Source organism: Petralouisia sp. (genome assembly GCF_056822245.1).
Genome location: NZ_JBQIOP010000066.1, coordinates 1 through 17,272, shown reverse-complemented (window position 1 = coordinate 17,272; position 17,272 = coordinate 1). Strand labels below are relative to the sequence as shown.

Below are 17,272 nucleotides of genomic sequence, written 5' to 3'. Positions count from 1 at the left end.
TTTTTTAAGAAAAGACAGGCTGGGAAAGCAGTTATTTATTGCATTTCCCAGTCTGCCTGTGTTAAAATCGGGATAAACCAAGAATCGGAATAATCATTATAAAAATTGTCAGTCAGCACATTTTTTATTGTTATATCGGTCAATGAATCTTCTGTTGCTGTGATATCTTCCGGATGAAGCGTTTTATACAGCTTTAAAAGATAATTCTTATTCTGAAAAAGGTCAAGGAATACGCTGTTTTTTGCGGTACGTTTTGTCATGGCCTCTGTTATATTTTTTGTTTTTTCCTTCACCTCATCACCTCGGTTTGATAAATTTGTAACATGAAACAATAAAACTTTATTCTATTATATCATAATTATACTGAAAAATTTTTATGTTTTCCATTAAAACTTTTTGCCCGAAATCCCGCTAAAATTTTAATCACATAAAAATTTATCTTTCTGAAATAATTGTTTTTCAGTAAAGTATATGTCTGAACTGTTGATTTTCAGAGAAAAAGAAACAGAGTTTTTCCTAAAATTTTTTATAATTGTTTTTTTCTACGGGATTTCGGGCATTTTTTGTTTACAGAATGGTACTGCCTGTGTATCTGAATGGTAATCAGGTGGTTTTTATTCATTGACTGCTGAAAATATCAGGTTATCCAGTTTTTCAGCCACTATATTCTGTTTATCTTTTGCAACATGGGAATAGACTGCCAATGTAATCTGAGGGTCTTTGTGTCCAGCCCTTTGCTGTACGATATGCAGGGGTATTCCTTCCGATAATAAGAGGGAGATTGCACTATGTCTTGTACCATGAAGTTTGATATGGCGCAGTCCATGTATTTCTAAAGTTCTTGCCCATTTTCTTGTAAAACTTTTCGGAAGGAATGCTTTTCCATTTTCCTGGCAAATAACAAAATTAGTATTATGGAAGTCTTTTCCATATCTCAGTTTATTTTCCTTGTATTTTACTTTTTGCTTTTTTAGCAGTTTTAAAGTATATTCGCTGACAACAATTTCACGGTAGGATTCATCCGTTTTACAGTCTTTTAAGACAGGAATTTTACTGTCCTCAGATTCTACTAATGAATGGCGGACAGTGACGGTAGAAGTATCAAAGTTAATGTCTGAAAATTTCAGGCCTAATAATTCTCCCCGGCGCATGACACAGTCAAAAAGTAAAGCAACTGGAAGTTCCATATCTGTATTTTTTACGCTTTTTTGCAATTCCCTGATTTCTTCAATGGTATATACATCCAGCTTATTTGTTTTTGGGTCTTTTGGTATTTTCAGCTTATGCGTAGGATTCTGCCTGATATACTGGCGTTCCACTGCTTCATTTAATGCTGCTTTAAATACACGGTTAATGTGATGGATGGTGGTAGCTTTTAAGGGGTTGTCACTGGCATTGGATTTTATACGCCATTTATTGTATGCCTGCTGTATCTGCAGCTTATGTAGTTCCTGTAATTTTGTCTTTCCAAAAACTGGCTTTAAATACCTTTCTATTACATTCCGGTAATCCCTGATGGTTGCAGGGCTGTAATCACTGCTTTCACAGAATTCGAGGTATTCATCAAGGTAATATGCAACTGTCATATCAGAAGGCATAAGGAATTCGCCTTTTAAATACTCTGCTTTTTTCATAAGCAAAAATTCTTCAGCTTTTCGCCTGTCTGTTGTTTCGCATCGGAAACCTGCCCTTAAACGTTTTCCCGTTCCTGGCTCCTTTCCAAGTTCCAGTATGACGTCAAAATATTTTATATTATCTTTGGAGGGGCGGGGTCGCACTGACCCCGTAATAGAACTTTTTTTCATAATGTTTCACCTTCCTTTTCTGTTATTGTTGCCCTTCCTGTTCTGACATATTAATTATGTAGCCTTTTACTGTTGGCATATTTTTTACAATGTGAATGTCTGAAATATAACGGTCTTTTTCACTTTTTAAAATTCCTTTTTCTTTCCAGCGTTTTAATATAACTTTTATATCAGGAAATTGGCCTGCATGAAGTATAGATGTGAGCTTAATATTTGTAATATAGAGACGTTTGCTATATGGCGTTCCGTCTATCAGGGTGGATGGACACACTTTTGTAATGCGTCCGGCACAGTCTTTTGGAACAAAATCGGCTGAATCACCTTCAATGCAGAATTGGCTGTAATGTTCTGAAATATACTGCATAAGATATGATAAAGCCCTCTGGCCAATATCCACACGGTTTTCTTCTTTTATTGGGCTGTGGGTTTCTATAAAATTAATGAGTTCATCTATATGCAGGCGGATGCCAATGACATCTTCGATGAAACTTGCACTTAACAGGATGAGTGCATACTGTTTACATGCCCGTTCTGTAAGGTTATTATAGTGTCCCTGCTGTTTTGAGTTCTCTACCAGTAATTTATGGAAATGATAATATCTGGAAATGATTTCTTCCTGCCCCTGTTCTCTTTCTACAGACAGAATTTTTTCAGCAAGTTTTGGAATCAGCCACCCATGGTTACTGGAAATAATATTTTTAATTTTGTCGGATGATTCTGCACTTTTTGTCCATACTACATTTTCAATCTCCAATACACGAACCAGAAGGCCTGAGTTTTCATCTGCCATGCTAAGGAGGCTTTTTTCACTTGTGGTAACGATTGCTGTACTGAAATAGGATGCGTCTGCTTTATCCAGATTTTTTGTAAGACGTTCCTTTTCTTTCCCACTGGATATATTGTATAAAAAACTGGTGGGATTGTATCGGCATAAAGAGCCTTCATCTATCAAAACCGGGTAACTGGATGGGATGCTTGCTAAGATTGCATTTTGCGTGTCGGAGAAATTCAGTGCAAGGCTATTCCCCTGAAAGGTTGGTTTAGCCCCACAGCTTACCAGAAGTAATCCTGCAGTGCTTTTTCCAGTGGAACTTTCCCCAACCAGATTGACAATCACATTTTCAACCTGTACCTTATCCCTGAGGTAGTCTGTGAATATTCCGCTCCCGGCTACTGCCAGTATGAATTCAAGTGGAATGTTGCCAATGACTTCTTCTTTTATCATTTCATTCCATTTCTTATATTTTCCGGTTTTTCCAATTTTTAATTTCCCGTCATACTTTGAATCTGCCCCAATAGCATTTTTTGCCAAAAATACTGTTTTTCCATCATATATGGAAAATCCGAGTTTTTTATGTTCTAACCGGTATGGCGCATTTGGTTCCTGATTCATTATGCTTGTAATTAATGCTCTGGCATCCTGTTTTAAAATCTGGGCTCCAAACCCCAACAGAGCCATAATTCCTGTTTCGGTCAAGTCCTTTCTGGGAAATGTTGTTTTCACTTTACAGCCCTGAGAATCATAAAAATGCAGCATTAAGAATTTTTCTCCGGTGTCTATGCGGTTAATTATTTTATCTACATAGATAGCGGAACCCTTTGGTATGAAAGTATTGGAATCTTTTTTTCGTTCAAAAATGCCATAATTTCCATTTTCAATTCCATATTTCTCATATGTGAAATAATTTTCTCTTTTATTACTTGCTTTATTGATAGTAGCTGTCAGGTTCATATTACTAATCCATCCTTTCTTCTTTATATTATTTATAATTAGATATAAATTACCAATTATATTCCTGCAATGACAGTTTTTTTGGACAAAATTGGCTTGTATAAGATTAGTAATATGCATAAAACTTACCACTAATGACTAAATAATGAATAAACTAAATATTTTTTTAAAGTTCCCGGAAATCTATTTTATTTCATAGTAAAAGTTAAAAAAATAAAAGCATTTGGAATGTGTGGGTAAAAATACTGGTATGCTGAACCAAAGAAGGATTTCCAAAATGAATACCCAATGATTCAGCATACCGAATCTTTCACTTGCTTATCCATGAACTACTGATACAGTAGCCACAGAATAATCAGAGGAACATAAATAAAGCCTGACGGTTACGGTTTCACCCTCATGCTCATATATATCTTCAAATTCATAGAAATCTTTTTTCAGAAAATGGCGGTTCAGAATTTCTTCATGCTCTTTTTCTATTTCTGTCGTTTCCCCATAAATAATTACAATATAGCCACCCATATCTGCAAAGATATCCCGGTTTTTCCCATAATAAATGTCTAACTGTTCTGCCATGGTTTTAATGTTATCGACTGCAGGGCGGTTCTTCCATAAGGATAAGGTATTTTTTGTTTCATTTTCAAATTGCAGCAGGGAGGTTTTGTTTGGGATTATTTTGTACATTTTTATTCAGCGTCCTTTCTTTCCTCTATGCTGCACAACAATTTTCAGAATACTTACGACTAATGTGATTCCTGCAATAATTTCTCCTGATACCATAAATTCTCACACTCCTTCCCAGATAATTACATTTAGATACACTACATTAATAACTACAATCCCGATACAGATTCCTATAAAGTAATCCATAAATTTCTCCTCCTTACAATTTTGGGAAATTAAATTTTCTTATCATCCATTTCCCTGAAAATCTTTGTCCGGCAAATAGCGGATGTATGGTTTTCAGGTTTTTATAAGTTCCGTCTGTATCTACTAATTCCACTAATTTTTTAGCATATGGTTTCAATATTTTATAAAGCGTTTCTTTTTCAGCTTTGACTCTTTTATTACTTGTAAATCCATTGCCGAAACCTAACAGGATTTCATCAAAATCCCTTTTTAAGATTTCTTTTAAATATTCCATGTTATCTGCATTATCTTCTGCTTTTGCAGGTTTTAGCTTATTTGTAATTTCTGCAAACAGGTTACATAAAGTAATGGTGCTGTATCCCATGGCAAAGAGGTTGTTCATCAGGTAGTTTGTTGTTGTATCAACTGCCAGAAGATTGGATGAAGCAGGGTTTGTGCAGATTACAAGGATTTTTTTGGTATCCACTCCTTTACATTTTATGGTATATTCGTATCTTCTGCTTAAAGATTTACTGAATATTCCTGTTTTTTCCAATAATATTGTTTGCTTTATTTTTTCCGGTAATGCTGTTTGCGTTTCTTTTTCTGAAACTGTTTGCATTTCTTTTTCTGAAACTGTTTGCATTTCTTTTTCTGAAACTGTTTGCATTTCTTTTTCAGATGCTGCATTCTGTTTGGCTTTTTCCATAAACGGTTCTCCTTTTTGGATGGTTAAAATACAGGAAAATTCATTTTAAATATTTCTGCAGGATAGAATAGATGGCATAAATATAGCTGTCAGTCTTTGGAATATAAAGTTTTACTAAGAACCATTCTTTACTTTTGATTTTTCCAGATTCTATGTTTCTGACTTTTATACATTCAAGGTCTGCAGTAAATTCGAGTTTCAATGGGTATACGTTTGCACCGTCCTCAATCTCGCGGATGTCGTCTTTTACAGGAGCCAGCAATATGAGTAAAAATCCCTGTTTTCCAAGGTGTTCTTCTTCCAGTATGTAATCTATTCTTTTTAATACTTTTTTTGGCAGTCTGTACCGCCTTAAAAATGGATTGACATTCCGTAAAAGAATAAGCTGGCTTTTTGTATAGATTTTTATGGTTTTCACTTTGTTTTCTCCTCCTTTCCCTGAAATTTGCACGAAAAAAAGAACAGATTGTATGAACCTGTTCCTTTTACTTTGAAGATAACCTTCATAATAATGATATATATTTGAATCTCTTATTTCTTCACCCAGTTATGGGGCTTCATTTTTCCATTTTTATCTTTTTTGCAGGTTCCTCCCGTAGGCTTTGCAGTCGGTGAATTTGTTGTCATAGTCCTGCCACAGTTTTTGCAAATCCAGTTCATCTTAAAATCTCCTTTCTAAATAAAATCCTGTTCTTAAGGTTTGATAAATGTAATGGTTTATTAAAATTTTTCAGCTACATCAGGCTTTTCATTATTATTCCCATTATCGGATGTGCCTTTGGACGAATTCCTGAGGTCAGCCCATAAATGCTTTATCGCCGCATTTGCATGGGTAAAAATCCAATTACCAATAATGCCGACTATATCACCCACTTTTCCAAGAAACCAAAATAATCCTGCTATAGGATAAAGAAAACAGGCTAATAAAGCCGTTAATACACATGCAATTACTGTTGATAACACCACAATCATATTGTGTTCCTCCTGATAGTAATTATAGTTACTTTATATATAAATAACTATATCAGTTTGAATAATAATTGTCAACAATATAAACTATAATTATGGATATGAAAACTAATTTTAATATAGGTAAGAGAATTCATGAACTGAGGATAAACAGCGGATTAAGCCAGGAAAAACTTGCATTACGTGCAAATATTACAACAACCTATCTGGGCTTACTGGAAAGGAATTTAAAGAACCCAACCGTAAAAGTAATAGAGCAGATATGCAACCAGTTAAATATTAGTCTGAGTGAATTTTTTTCGGATTCTGTATCTTCTGTTCAGGAAGAAGATTCTTTATCTCTGCAGATTGTTGCGCAGATAAATGACAGAACCAGAGAAGAAAAACAGATAATTTTACAGGTTATTAAAGATGTAATGAAATTATGTGATGTATCAAAGAAGCATGAACCGGAAAAAACAAAAGAAATTTAAAAAGAGCAGGCAGGGATTTCCCTGCTTTTGTGCTATTAATATTTATTGAATTGTAAAGATTTGATAAGGCATACTATCTATATATCCGCGCCAGATTCGCGACCACTTCGCGCCGGATTTCGCGCCAAACTTATTTTATCCTTATATAGATTACCCATTTACCTGAAAAAGTCACAAAAAAAACACCGTCCCCGATGCTCACAGTCATCAAAAACAGTGCTTTCAGTGCGCCTCCAGGGGCTCGAACCCTGGACACCCTGATTAAGAGTCAGGTGCTCTACCAACTGAGCTAGAAGCGCGTCTGTTATATCTTTAACACGAGATATATTATATAATAAAAAATTTAGAATTGCAAGAACTTTTTTAATTTTTTTTTAACATTTAGCTAACTTGACATAATAATTAGAAAAGGGTAGAATTGTACTAATTAAATAATACAATTAAGGAGAAGAAAAATGAAAAAAACTGGTAAAAATATAGTGATTGTGTTTCTTTTGGCAATTGCAGCATTTCTATATTACTATATTACGATTCCTGCATTCAATATCCATTCCATGGGAACCTGGTGGTTTCTGATTGGAGGGGCTATTGTTCTGACCCTGCTTTTTTCGTTTCGTAAATCATGGAAAGGGAGAGAAAAGGGCCAGGGCAAAGGGGGACTTCATCAGCTGATGGACATCCAGTTCGGCATGGTTTCTAAAATTGGATTCGGCATAACAGGGATATTAATTTTAATTCTGGTGATTGGAACGTTTCTTTCTTCTCCGATTATCAATGCAAAGAAGTATCAGCAATTGATGACCGTTGAGGAACGGAATTTTTCTGAAGATATTTCACAGGTGGATTACAATACGATTCCTATTTTAGATAAAGATTCCGCAGCCCTTTTGGGAGATCGGAAAATGGGAAGTATGGTGGATATGGTATCGCAGTTTGAAGTAGCCAACGATTACAGCCAGATTAATGTAAATAATAAGCCGGTAAGGGTATCGCCTTTGGTTTATGCCAGCCCCATCAAATGGCTGACGAACCAGAAATCAGGAATTCCCGCTTATATAAAGATAGATATGGCTACCCAGGATACTGAATGCGTGAAATTAAGCGAAGGGATCAAATATTCTAAATCAGAATATCTGAACCGGAATATTTACCGGCATCTCCGTTTTAAGTATCCTACCTATATCTTCACAGAGCAGTTGTTTTTTGAAATTGATGAAGAGGGAACCCCTTACTGGATTTGTCCGGTGAAAAAGTTTAATATCGGACTGTTTGGAGGAGTGACCATTGGAAATGTTGTAATCTGCAATGCGGTAACAGGAGAATGCAGTGATTATAAGATTGAAGATGTTCCCCAATGGGTGGATAAAGTATTTCAGGCGGAGCTTTTGATGGAGCTTTATGACTATAACGGAACCTTGAAGCACGGATTTTTCAACAGTATTCTGGGACAGAAGGACTGTCTGGAAACTACAGACGGCTATAATTATATTGCCTTGGAGGACGATGTTTGGGTGTATTCCGGCGTTACCAGCGTCAGCGGCGATCAGTCGAATGTGGGATTTGTGCTGATGAATCAGCGTACCATGGAGACACGTTTTTACAAAATAGAGGGCGCGACGGAGAAATCTGCCATGTCGTCTGCAGAAGGCCAGGTACAGAATCTGGGCTATCAGGCAACATTTCCGCTGCTTTTGAATATTTCCGGGGAACCCACATATTTTATGGCGCTGAAAGACGGCGCAGGACTGGTGAAAATGTATGCCATGGTAAATATTCAGAAATACCAGTGGGTGGCTACCGGTGACTCCATTAAGGAATGTGAGAAATCCTATACCCAGCTTTTGAAAACCAACGGAATTGCCGCGGGAACCGGCCAGGAGAGCAAATCAGCTTCCGGGAAAATAGGCAGTTTGATGCCGGTTAATATCGAGGGAACCTCCCATATTTATTTTTCATTGGAGGGAAAAGAAGAGATCTTTGACATTGACTTGTCCAATGCGGATTTGCTTGATATTATAAGATATAATACAGGAGACAGCATTCGGATTTCCTATCTGGAAGGGGATAATCCTGTGAAGGTAACGGAGATTCAGAAGTGATGCTGAAACCCTGGCAGAAATATTGCTGTTAATTTCAGCTGAAATTCAGAAACAACAGGTTTTACATTGGAGGTTATTATGAAAATACAGGAGAGATTTTTAAAATATGTTTCTTACTGGACCACTTCTGAGGATGGCAAAGATACCATCCCAAGCACAGAGCGGCAGTTTGCCCTTGCAGATGAACTGGCAAAGGAATTAAAGGAACTGGGACTGGTAAAAGTGAAGAGGGATGAACATTGTTATGTTTACGGTCTGCTTCCGGCAACGGAAGGATTCGAGCAGAAGAAGCCCATGGGATTTATTGCCCATATGGACACAGCGGTAGCTTTTTCCGGAAAAGATGTGAAGCCCCAGGTGATTTCAGATTATAATGGAGAAGATGTGGTTCTTCCGGCAACCGGAGATGTGATAAAAGTCAGTGATTTTCCCCATTTATCTTCTTTAAAAGGAAGAACGTTGATCACCACAGACGGTACAACTCTTTTGGGTGCGGATGACAAGGCGGGAATTGCGGCCATTGTCACTGCTGCGGAAGAAATCATAACAGAGAAGATGCCTCACGGAGATATCTGGATCGGCTTTACTCCCGATGAAGAAGTGGGAGCCGGGGCGGATATGTTTGATCTGGATTATTTTCAGGCAGAGTATGCTTATACAGTGGACGGTGACTATGAGGGTGAAGTGGCTTATGAGAATTTCAACGCATCATCTGCCCGTTTTATCATTAAAGGAGTGAACGTCCATCCCGGTTCCGCCAAAAATATTATGGTCAATGCAGCTTCCATTGCCTGTGAAATTCAGTCTTTGCTGCCAGTGCAGGAGACGCCGGAGCATACGGAAGGACGGGAAGGCTTCTATCATCTGGAGGGAATGAGCGGAGATGTCAACGAGGCCCGTCTGGACTATATTGTCAGGGATCACGACAGCGAAATCTTTGAAAAGCGGCAGCAGACCCTTCGAGAAATTGAAGAGAAGATGAATAAAAAATACGGCGCGGGCACAGTGACGCTGGAACTGAAAGAGAGCTACCGGAATATGCTGGAGGTGATGGAGAAGCATTTCTTTGTGGTGGAAAAAGCAAAAGAAGCCATCAAAGCAGCCGGGCTGGAACCGGCTTCCCTGCCTATCCGAGGCGGCACGGACGGCGGCAGGCTGAGTTTTATGGGACTTCCCTGCCCGAACCTGGGAACGGGAGGATATGCCTTCCACGGGCCTAAGGAGCATGTGACAGTGGAAGGAATGAAGGCTGTGGTGAAGGTGATTAAGGGGATTGTGGAACGGGCTGTGGATCAAGCGTAAATTTGAAGTTATTTCCGAGGAAAATAGAAATTTAAAGTGAGATAGGGGAATAAGGTGACAAATACAGACAAAACCATAGCATATTATGATAAAAATGCAAGGGAATTTGCTGCGGGAACGATCGATTCAGATTTAAGAAGCGTTCAGGGTTTATTTGCAGATAGATTGCCCAAAGGAGCGCATATTCTCGATTTTGGCTGCGGGGCAGGACGTGATGCAAAATATTTTCTGGAAAAGGGCTTTCAGGTGGAAGCAATAGACGGTTCGAAAGAACTCTGCAGCATTGCCAGCCAGTATTCAGGGATTCAGGTAAAACAAAAATTGTTTCAGGAGTTAGATAAAACGGAATGCTATGACGGAATCTGGGCCTGTGCTTCTGTTTTGCATCTTCCCTCTGCTGAGTTGAAATCTGTATTTCTAAAAATGATAAAAGCTCTGAAAAAGCAGGGAATTCTGTACGTTTCCTTTAAATACGGAACTTTTGAGGGAGAGCGGAACGGCAGGTATTTTACCGATATGACGGAAAACAATTTTAAGGAGTTTCTGACAGATATAAAAGATTTACAACGGGAAAAACAGTGGATTACTTCGGATGTGAGGCCGGGGCGGGGGAATGAGAAATGGCTCAATTTAATTTTGAGGAAAAAATAATTGTTCCGGAAGATCAGATGGGAACGGAAGAACCGAAGCTTTTGCAGATACAGCCTGTGGATGTGATTACCGGCGGAAGCAATCCGGACAAATTTTTGTATTATCAGCTCAGAATGAGTTTTAGGGGAGCGGAAAAAATTGATATTATCGTTTCTTTTCTGATGGAATCCGGTGTGCGTATGATTTTGAATGATTTGCGGATTGCGTTGGACAGCGGGGCAAGAGTGAGAATTTTGACTGGAAATTATCTTGGAATTACTCAGCCTTCCGCCTTATATTTATTGAAAAAAGAATTGGGTGACCGTGTGGATCTGCGCTTTTACAATGATAAAAGCCGTTCGTTTCATCCCAAAGCTTATATGTTTCATAAAGGATCTTTCAGTGAAATTTATATCGGTTCTTCCAATGTTTCGAGAAGCGCGCTGACATCGGGAATCGAATGGAATTACCGTTTTACCAATCAATGTGATGAAAGGAATTTTCAGTTGTTTTATCAGACATTTGAAGATTTATTCTATCATCATTCCATTGTGATAGATCATGAGGAATTAAAACGGTATTCCAGGAATTGGCATAAGCCGGCGGTGGCCAGGGATTTGGAGAGATATGACAGTCAGAAGGAAACAGACGATGAATCAGGCCGTAACGTCAAACCTTTCTTTCAGCCCAGGGGCGCACAAATTGAAGCACTGTATGCTTTAGAGGAAAGCAGGGCGGAAGGGGCGGTGAAAGGACTGGTTCAGGCGGCTACAGGCGTTGGAAAGACCTATCTTGCGGCTTTTGATTCTGCAAAGTATCAAAGAGTACTGTTTGTTGCCCACCGGGAGGAAATTCTTAAACAGGCGGCAGTTTCTTTTCAGAATGTCAGAAATTCTGAGGATTACGGCTTTTTCCACGGAAAGCAGAAGGATACTGGTAAATCTGTTATTTTTGCTTCTGTTGCAACGCTGGGAAGAGCGGAGTATCTTCAGGAGGAGTATTTTCCGGCAGATTATTTTAATTATATTGTGATTGATGAATTTCACCATGCCGTCAATAAACAGTACAGGAAGATTATAGATTATTTTAAACCTCAGTTTATGCTTGGGCTTACGGCTACGCCGGAGCGGATGGATGGAAAAGATATTTATGAAATCTGTGATTACCAGGTGCCCTATGAAATTTCCCTGAAGGAAGCAATCAATAAAGGAATTCTCGTTCCTTTTCATTATTATGGAATTTTTGATGAGACAGATTATTCCGGCCTGCATCTGGTAAAGGGACGTTACGATGAGCGGGAGCTGACAGAAATTTATAAGAATAATATTAACAGATATGATTTGATTTATAAATATTACCGGAAATATCCTTCCAGACGGGCATTGGGTTTCTGCTGTTCCAGACAGCATGCGGAAGATATGGCAAGAGAATTCTGCAAAAGAAAAATTCCGTCTGTGGCAGTATACAGCAATGCAAACGGTGAATTTTCACAGGACAGGGATGCGGCGATCAGCCGTTTGAAAAATCAGGAAATTAAAGTAATTTTTTCTGTAGACATGTTCAATGAAGGATTGGATATCGCCTCGTTGGATATGGTAATGTTTTTGCGGCCCACGGAATCCCCCGTTGTATTTTTGCAGCAGTTGGGCAGGGGGCTTCGTACCTGGAAAGGAAAGAAATATCTGAATGTCCTTGATTTTATCGGAAATTATCAGAAAGCAGGAAAGGCTCCTCTTCTGCTGAGTGGTGAACAGTCATTGGAAGGAAAAAGCCTTTCCGTCTGTCATGATATGGAATATCCGGATGACTGTATTGTGGATTTTGACATGCGCCTGATTGATCTTTTTCATGAGTTGGAGAAAAAGTCATTGTCTGTGAAAGAGCGGATTGTACAGGAGTATTACCGTGTGAAAGATCTGCTGAATGGTAAAATTCCTTCCAGAATGGAATTGTTTACTCATATGGAAGATGATATTTATCAGTACTGTATGAAACATGCGAAGGAAAATCCTTTCCGCAGATATCTGGAGTTTCTGCATGATTTGCAGGAACTTTCGCCTGGAGAAGAAAATCTCTATTCCGGAATCTGCAGGGAGTTTATTTCCCTGATAGAAACGACGGATATGCAGAAAGTTTATAAAATGCCGGTATTGTACAGTTTTTATAATCATGGAAATCTGCGGCTGCAGGTTACAGATGAAGAACTGTTGGAAAGTTGGAAGGAATTCTTTCATTCGGGAACAAATTGGAAGGATTTTGCCCCGGGCATTTCTTTGGAGGAATACCGGAATATGACAGATAAGCAGCATTTGAGCAAAGCCAAAACCATGCCAGTTAAATTTCTGAAAGCATCCGGAAAAGGATTTTTTATTGAAAAAGAAGGGTATGCGCTGGCTATCCGGGAGGAATTAAAAGACTGGATGGAAGATGAAAAGCTGCGATACCATATGAAGGATATTTTGGAATATCGGACTATGGAGTATTACAGGAGAAGATACATGGAAAGATAGCGTATTGCTGTATTTGCCGGATTTCTCTGCAGGACAGAACACAGAACCGAGAAAATTTGAAAAGGAGAATCAAAATGATAAAACCCCACTATTTAAAGCCCGGCGACCGTATCGCAGTTGTCAGCCTTTCCAGCGGAATGCTTGGAGAAGAATGTTGCAGCCACAGCCTGGCAATAGGCAGGAAACGAATGGAGGAATTCGGGCTTACTCCGGTGTTTATGCCCAACTCACTGAAAGGGGAGGATTATCTGAATCAATATCCCCAAAAGCGGGCGGAAGATTTGAAGCAGGCTTTTTTGGATACTTCCATCCATGGGATTATTGCTGCAATCGGCGGGGATGACACATTCCGACTGCTGCCTTATCTGATGGAGGATACAGAGTTTATTCAGGCGGTACGGAATTCTCCCAAGCTGTTTCTGGGATTTTCAGATACCACGGTGAATCATCTGATGTTTTATAGAATCGGGCTTCAGACGTTTTATGGCCAGTCATTTCTGTGTGAATTTGCTGAAATGGCAAATGAAATGCTGCCTTATTCCCGGGAAGCCTTTTTAGGCTGTTTCCATGGCTTTCATTCCATACGTCCAAGCGGGACTTGGTATGAGGAACGGGTGGATTTTTCCAGGGCTGCAGTAGGGAGTGAGCGTATTTCCCATAAGGAAACCCGCGGATATGAGCTTCTTCAGGGAGCCCGGGTTTTTGAAGGGGAATTACTTGGCGGCTGCCTGGAATCCATGTATGATATGCTGGAGTCCAAACGATATAAAGAAGAAGGAGAAATTTGCCGGAAATATCATATTTTTCCCAAAAAAGAAGAGTGGAAAGGGAAAATTGTTTTTTTGGAAACTTGTGAGGAAAAGCCTTCGCCCGAATTGCTGTATACAGAGCTGCAATCTCTGGAACGGGCAGGGGTATTTGAGGGCACTAACGGGATGATTGTGGGCAAGCCCCAGGATGAGCAGTATTATGAAGAATATAAGAAAGTTTATTTGGAAATGTTTGGGGATAAAGAGTTGCCGATTCTGTATAATGTGAATGTTGGACATGCACTGCCCAGAGCGATCCTGCCTTATGGCGCCCGTATCCGGGTGGATGCAGGAAAGCAGGAGATTGTATTCTTATAAAAGGCGGGAAAGCCGCTTGCTGCCAAATATATGCACTTGATACATAAAACAACGGGATTGTCCTTTGATGAAACGAAGGACAGTCCCGCTGTTTTTGTTGTCTGAATTGTTTCTAAGGGCCTGATATAAAAACAGGCGAAGTTTCTAATTGGTAAATCTTACTGCCGTTCCATAAGCAATTACTTCAGCGGCTCCCTGCATAATCGCAGAAGAAGCATACCGGATGTTTACAACCGCGTCTGCTTTTAAAGCGGTTGCTTCTTCCACCATACGCTTGGTGGCAAGGGCCCTTGCTTCATTCATCATTTCGTTGTAAGCTTTCAATTCGCCTCCAACAATGGTTTTAAAGCCCTGGGTAATGTCGCGTCCGATATTTTTGGACTGAATCGTGCTTCCTTTTACCAGGCCGAGCATTTCAAGCTCTTTGCCGGTAATATAATCAGTATTTACTAAGATCATCTTCTTCACCGCTCCTTATCTCTTGAATTCTTTCCACTAAGTTGTACACTGAAACGCCCATAAGGGCCAACAGCGCCAGGAGAAATACAATTTTTATGACAGCAGGTACAGGCAAAATCGTCCATAAGAAAAAGTAACTAAGCAAAAACAGCATCAGAATTACTGTAATAATCACTGGGGCAATTAATTTTGTACTTTTCATAATATACTCCTTTACATGCTGAAAACCTGGAACAATTTCATTATACGCTTTCTCTTACCTGGATGCAATCAATTTGTAAATAGAATTTCCCATAGAGGAAAAACGCTCTTCGTATTCTGTCATGACATTTCCGGCATTCATACTTTCGTCCCGGTGCAGATCCCGGGTGATTCCGTCTAACGTCCATCCCGCTTCTTTTACTTCCTCCAGGGAAAAATCAAAAAGCTCCCGGTTGTCCGTTTTAAATTCCACGTTACCTTCTTTTGCTAAAATGGAATTGTAGCGGGCAAAAAACTGACGGGAAGTAAGCCGCCGTTTTGCATGACGGTCTTTCGGCCAGGGATCAGAAAAGTTCAGATAGATTTTTGCTATCTCATTTTCCTGAAAAATATCGCAGATGGTCTCTGCCTCCATTCGGATAAAGCGGATATTTTCCAGAGGTTCTTCTTCCATTTTCTGAAGGGCCCGAAGGAGGACACTGGAATATTTTTCAATGCCGATATAGTTGATTTGGGGATTTTGCTTTGCAAGAGTCATTAGAAACTGCCCTTTTCCCATGCCGATTTCAATATGGATGGGATTGCCGCTGCAAAAAACCTGCCGCCAGTTTCCTTTATACTGCTCCGGCTCCTGGATGCACCAATGACTTTCTGCAATGGCTTCTCTGGAACCTGGGATATTTCTCAATCTCATAAATACCTCCGAAAAATGATATAATAAAGCTATAATACCATACCAGAAGTTGCAACGCAACTTGCAATATGTTATACTATATGAAACTTGTAACAGATTTGTAAAATAAATGAGATATTTCGTAAAATATCTTAACAAAGATGCGGCAGGCAGTTTGAAGGCGTTCATGCAGCCTGCAGGAGAACTTAAGGAGAAATTTCATGAAAAAGAGAAAGATATGGACAGGTCTGATTATAGGGGCTGTAAGTCTCTTTCAGATGAATTTTGTGACTGTCCGGGCGGAAGAATACTGGCCGGAAGGCCCACAGATTGCAGGGGAATCAGCGGTTGTTATCGAGGCGTCCACAGGAACGGTTTTATATGATAAGAATTCCCATCAGCAGTCATACCCTGCAAGCATTACAAAGATTATGACAAGTTTACTGGCGGTGGAAAACAGCAATTTGGATGAAGAAGTGGTTTTTTCCAAGAATGCAGTTTACAAGACGGAAGGGTCCGGCATTTCCAGGGACGTGGATGAAGTTATGACCATGGAAGAATGTCTGTACGGCCTGATGCTGGAGTCTGCCAATGAATGCGGCTATGCCATTGCAGAGCATGTGGGCAAGGATTATGATGACTTTATCAATATGATGAATGACAAGGCAAAGGAGCTGGGGTGCAAGGATACGCATTTTAACAATCCCCACGGCCTGCCGGACGAAGAGCATGTCACCTGTGCCTATGATATGGCTCTGATTTCCAGAGAGGCCCTGAAAAATGATGTGTTCCGCATGATTGTCAACACCAGGCGCCACACCATACCGCCTACCAATAAGCATGATGAAGAAACTTATCTGAGCAACCATCATAAGATGCTTAATGATTACAAGGGAGACAAGCAGTATCTGTACGACTATTGTATCGGCGGAAAGACTGGATACACCAGTGTGGCCGGAAGCACGCTGGCTACTTTTGCAGAAAAAGACGGCATGACTTTGATCTGTGTGGTAACCAGGGAGCAGGCGCCCAATCACTATCAGGATACCAGAGCCCTGTTTGATTACTGCTTTGAGAATTTTCAGCTCTGGAATGTAGCGGAGAATGAGAAAAATTATTCCCAGGATATCAAAGAGAATAAGATATTTGAAAATGAGGATTCCTTTGTGGGATTAAATAAAGAGGGATGCATTGTGCTTCCCAAAGCTGCCGCATTTACTGACGCTGTGCCGGAAATTGCAGAAATTAATAATTCGAAAGATGTTATCGGAAATATTCATTATACGTATGCCGGGCGGACTGTAGGCGGAACAGATATTGAAATAACCGGGGCAAAGGTGTCTGAATATAAGTTCCAGAAGGCAAAAAATGAGGAAAAAGAAGAAAATGAGCAGGAAGAAAAAGTAGTGGTAAACATTAATATAAAGTACATTCTTCTGGGGGTACTGGCAGTTGCGCTGCTTATTGGAATCGGCTTCGGCATTTATAAATTTGTAGATAATTACTATCTGATTAAATATAAGCTGGAATGCAGAAAACAGCGGAAGATGAGTTATAAGGATCTGAAATTCAACAGGAAAAAAGACTGGAAATAAGACATTGGAAGAGAATCTCATTTTCGAGATTCTTTTTTCCAGCACTGACGCTTAAAAATTTTTCGTAAAAAAACCTCCCATTTTATGGGGAGATGCGAGATAATAGAATTAACAACCAAACTATTTTTTCGCACACCCA

General features: G+C 39.5%; 18 protein-coding genes and 1 tRNA gene. 7 read left to right on the top strand and 12 right to left on the bottom strand.

What is annotated here, in order from left to right; translation table 11 throughout:
* Window positions 1–35 precede the first annotated feature (35 nt).
* The 8 genes from ACTO17_RS18090 to ACTO17_RS18055 all read right to left on the bottom strand — a co-directional run bounded on the left by ACTO17_RS18090 (window position 36) and on the right by ACTO17_RS18055 (window position 6,067).
* Window positions 36–293 (bottom strand): hypothetical protein, encoded by a 258-nt coding sequence (locus ACTO17_RS18090; protein ID WP_482558918.1) that lies wholly within the window; start codon window positions 291–293, stop codon window positions 36–38.
* A 321-nt stretch (window positions 294–614) separates the two neighbouring features.
* Window positions 615–1,634: a tyrosine-type recombinase/integrase gene (locus tag ACTO17_RS18085; protein ID WP_482558917.1), complete on the bottom strand. Its 1,020-nt coding sequence runs from the start codon at window positions 1,632–1,634 to the stop codon at window positions 615–617.
* 193 nt (window positions 1,635–1,827) lie between these two features.
* A complete protein-coding gene (locus ACTO17_RS18080) occupies window positions 1,828–3,537 on the bottom strand; it encodes a DUF927 domain-containing protein (protein WP_482558916.1) in 1,710 nt (569 codons plus the stop codon).
* 318 nt (window positions 3,538–3,855) lie between these two features.
* Complete coding sequence (locus tag ACTO17_RS18075; RefSeq protein ID WP_482558915.1) at window positions 3,856–4,221, bottom strand: hypothetical protein; 366 nt, start codon at window positions 4,219–4,221, stop codon at window positions 3,856–3,858.
* Between the two features lie 199 nt (window positions 4,222–4,420).
* Complete coding sequence (locus tag ACTO17_RS18070) at window positions 4,421–5,095, bottom strand: DUF1643 domain-containing protein (RefSeq protein ID WP_482558914.1); 675 nt, start codon at window positions 5,093–5,095, stop codon at window positions 4,421–4,423.
* A gap of 40 nt (window positions 5,096–5,135) precedes the next feature.
* Window positions 5,136–5,513, bottom strand: coding sequence for a hypothetical protein (locus ACTO17_RS18065; RefSeq protein WP_172536655.1), 378 nt, complete (start codon window positions 5,511–5,513; stop codon window positions 5,136–5,138).
* A gap of 113 nt (window positions 5,514–5,626) precedes the next feature.
* Window positions 5,627–5,755 carry a hypothetical protein gene (locus ACTO17_RS18060; protein ID WP_482558913.1) on the bottom strand — a complete coding sequence of 43 codons (129 nt, stop codon included), beginning with the start codon at window positions 5,753–5,755 and terminating at the stop codon, window positions 5,627–5,629.
* A gap of 60 nt (window positions 5,756–5,815) precedes the next feature.
* Complete coding sequence (locus ACTO17_RS18055; RefSeq protein ID WP_172536654.1) at window positions 5,816–6,067, bottom strand: hypothetical protein; 252 nt, start codon at window positions 6,065–6,067, stop codon at window positions 5,816–5,818.
* Between the two features lie 92 nt (window positions 6,068–6,159).
* On the opposite strand from ACTO17_RS18055, the gene ACTO17_RS18050 reads away from it, so the two are divergent.
* Window positions 6,160–6,537, top strand: coding sequence for a helix-turn-helix domain-containing protein (locus ACTO17_RS18050; RefSeq protein WP_482558912.1), 378 nt, complete (start codon window positions 6,160–6,162; stop codon window positions 6,535–6,537).
* Window positions 6,538–6,763: 226 nt separating this feature from the next.
* Here ACTO17_RS18050 and ACTO17_RS18045 read toward each other — a convergent pair.
* A tRNA-Lys gene (locus ACTO17_RS18045) sits at window positions 6,764–6,836 on the bottom strand.
* Between the two features lie 156 nt (window positions 6,837–6,992).
* Between ACTO17_RS18045 and ACTO17_RS18040 the strand changes: the two genes are divergently transcribed.
* The 5 genes from ACTO17_RS18040 (at window position 6,993) to ACTO17_RS18020 (ending at window position 14,205) form a co-directional block, all read left to right on the top strand.
* On the top strand, window positions 6,993–8,636 hold the full coding sequence (locus tag ACTO17_RS18040) for a CvpA family protein (RefSeq protein WP_482558911.1): 1,644 nt from the start codon (window positions 6,993–6,995) through the stop codon (window positions 8,634–8,636).
* 78 nt (window positions 8,637–8,714) lie between these two features.
* A complete protein-coding gene (pepT, locus tag ACTO17_RS18035; protein ID WP_482558910.1) occupies window positions 8,715–9,938 on the top strand; it encodes a peptidase T in 1,224 nt (407 codons plus the stop codon).
* Between the two features lie 54 nt (window positions 9,939–9,992).
* Entirely contained in the window at window positions 9,993–10,589 is a 597-nt protein-coding gene (locus tag ACTO17_RS18030; protein ID WP_482558909.1) for a class I SAM-dependent methyltransferase, read from the top strand.
* On the top strand, window positions 10,559–13,078 hold the full coding sequence (locus ACTO17_RS18025; RefSeq protein ID WP_482558908.1) for a DEAD/DEAH box helicase family protein: 2,520 nt from the start codon (window positions 10,559–10,561) through the stop codon (window positions 13,076–13,078). Before ACTO17_RS18030 ends, ACTO17_RS18025 begins: the two co-directional genes overlap by 31 nt.
* A 74-nt stretch (window positions 13,079–13,152) precedes the next feature.
* Complete coding sequence (locus ACTO17_RS18020; protein ID WP_482558907.1) at window positions 13,153–14,205, top strand: S66 family peptidase; 1,053 nt, start codon at window positions 13,153–13,155, stop codon at window positions 14,203–14,205.
* A 144-nt stretch (window positions 14,206–14,349) separates the two neighbouring features.
* Here ACTO17_RS18020 and ACTO17_RS18015 read toward each other — a convergent pair whose 3' ends face one another.
* From ACTO17_RS18015 to trmB, 3 genes are read right to left on the bottom strand one after another with little or no spacing between them, the layout of a single operon-like run.
* Window positions 14,350–14,664, bottom strand: a complete 315-nt coding sequence (locus ACTO17_RS18015; protein ID WP_172537364.1) for a YbjQ family protein — start codon at window positions 14,662–14,664, stop codon at window positions 14,350–14,352.
* Window positions 14,645–14,866, bottom strand: coding sequence for a DUF4175 domain-containing protein (locus ACTO17_RS18010; protein WP_135989690.1), 222 nt, complete (start codon window positions 14,864–14,866; stop codon window positions 14,645–14,647). The genes ACTO17_RS18015 and ACTO17_RS18010 overlap by 20 nt, the downstream gene beginning before the upstream one ends.
* A gap of 54 nt (window positions 14,867–14,920) precedes the next feature.
* On the bottom strand, window positions 14,921–15,559 hold the full coding sequence (trmB, locus tag ACTO17_RS18005) for a tRNA (guanosine(46)-N7)-methyltransferase TrmB (RefSeq protein WP_172537366.1): 639 nt from the start codon (window positions 15,557–15,559) through the stop codon (window positions 14,921–14,923).
* Window positions 15,560–15,759: 200 nt separating this feature from the next.
* Between trmB and ACTO17_RS18000 the strand changes: the two genes are divergently transcribed.
* The gene (locus ACTO17_RS18000; protein WP_482558906.1) at window positions 15,760–17,133 is read left to right on the top strand and encodes a D-alanyl-D-alanine carboxypeptidase family protein; all 1,374 of its coding nucleotides are present in this window, start codon (window positions 15,760–15,762) and stop codon (window positions 17,131–17,133) included.
* The last annotated feature ends 139 nt before the right edge of the window (window positions 17,134–17,272 follow it).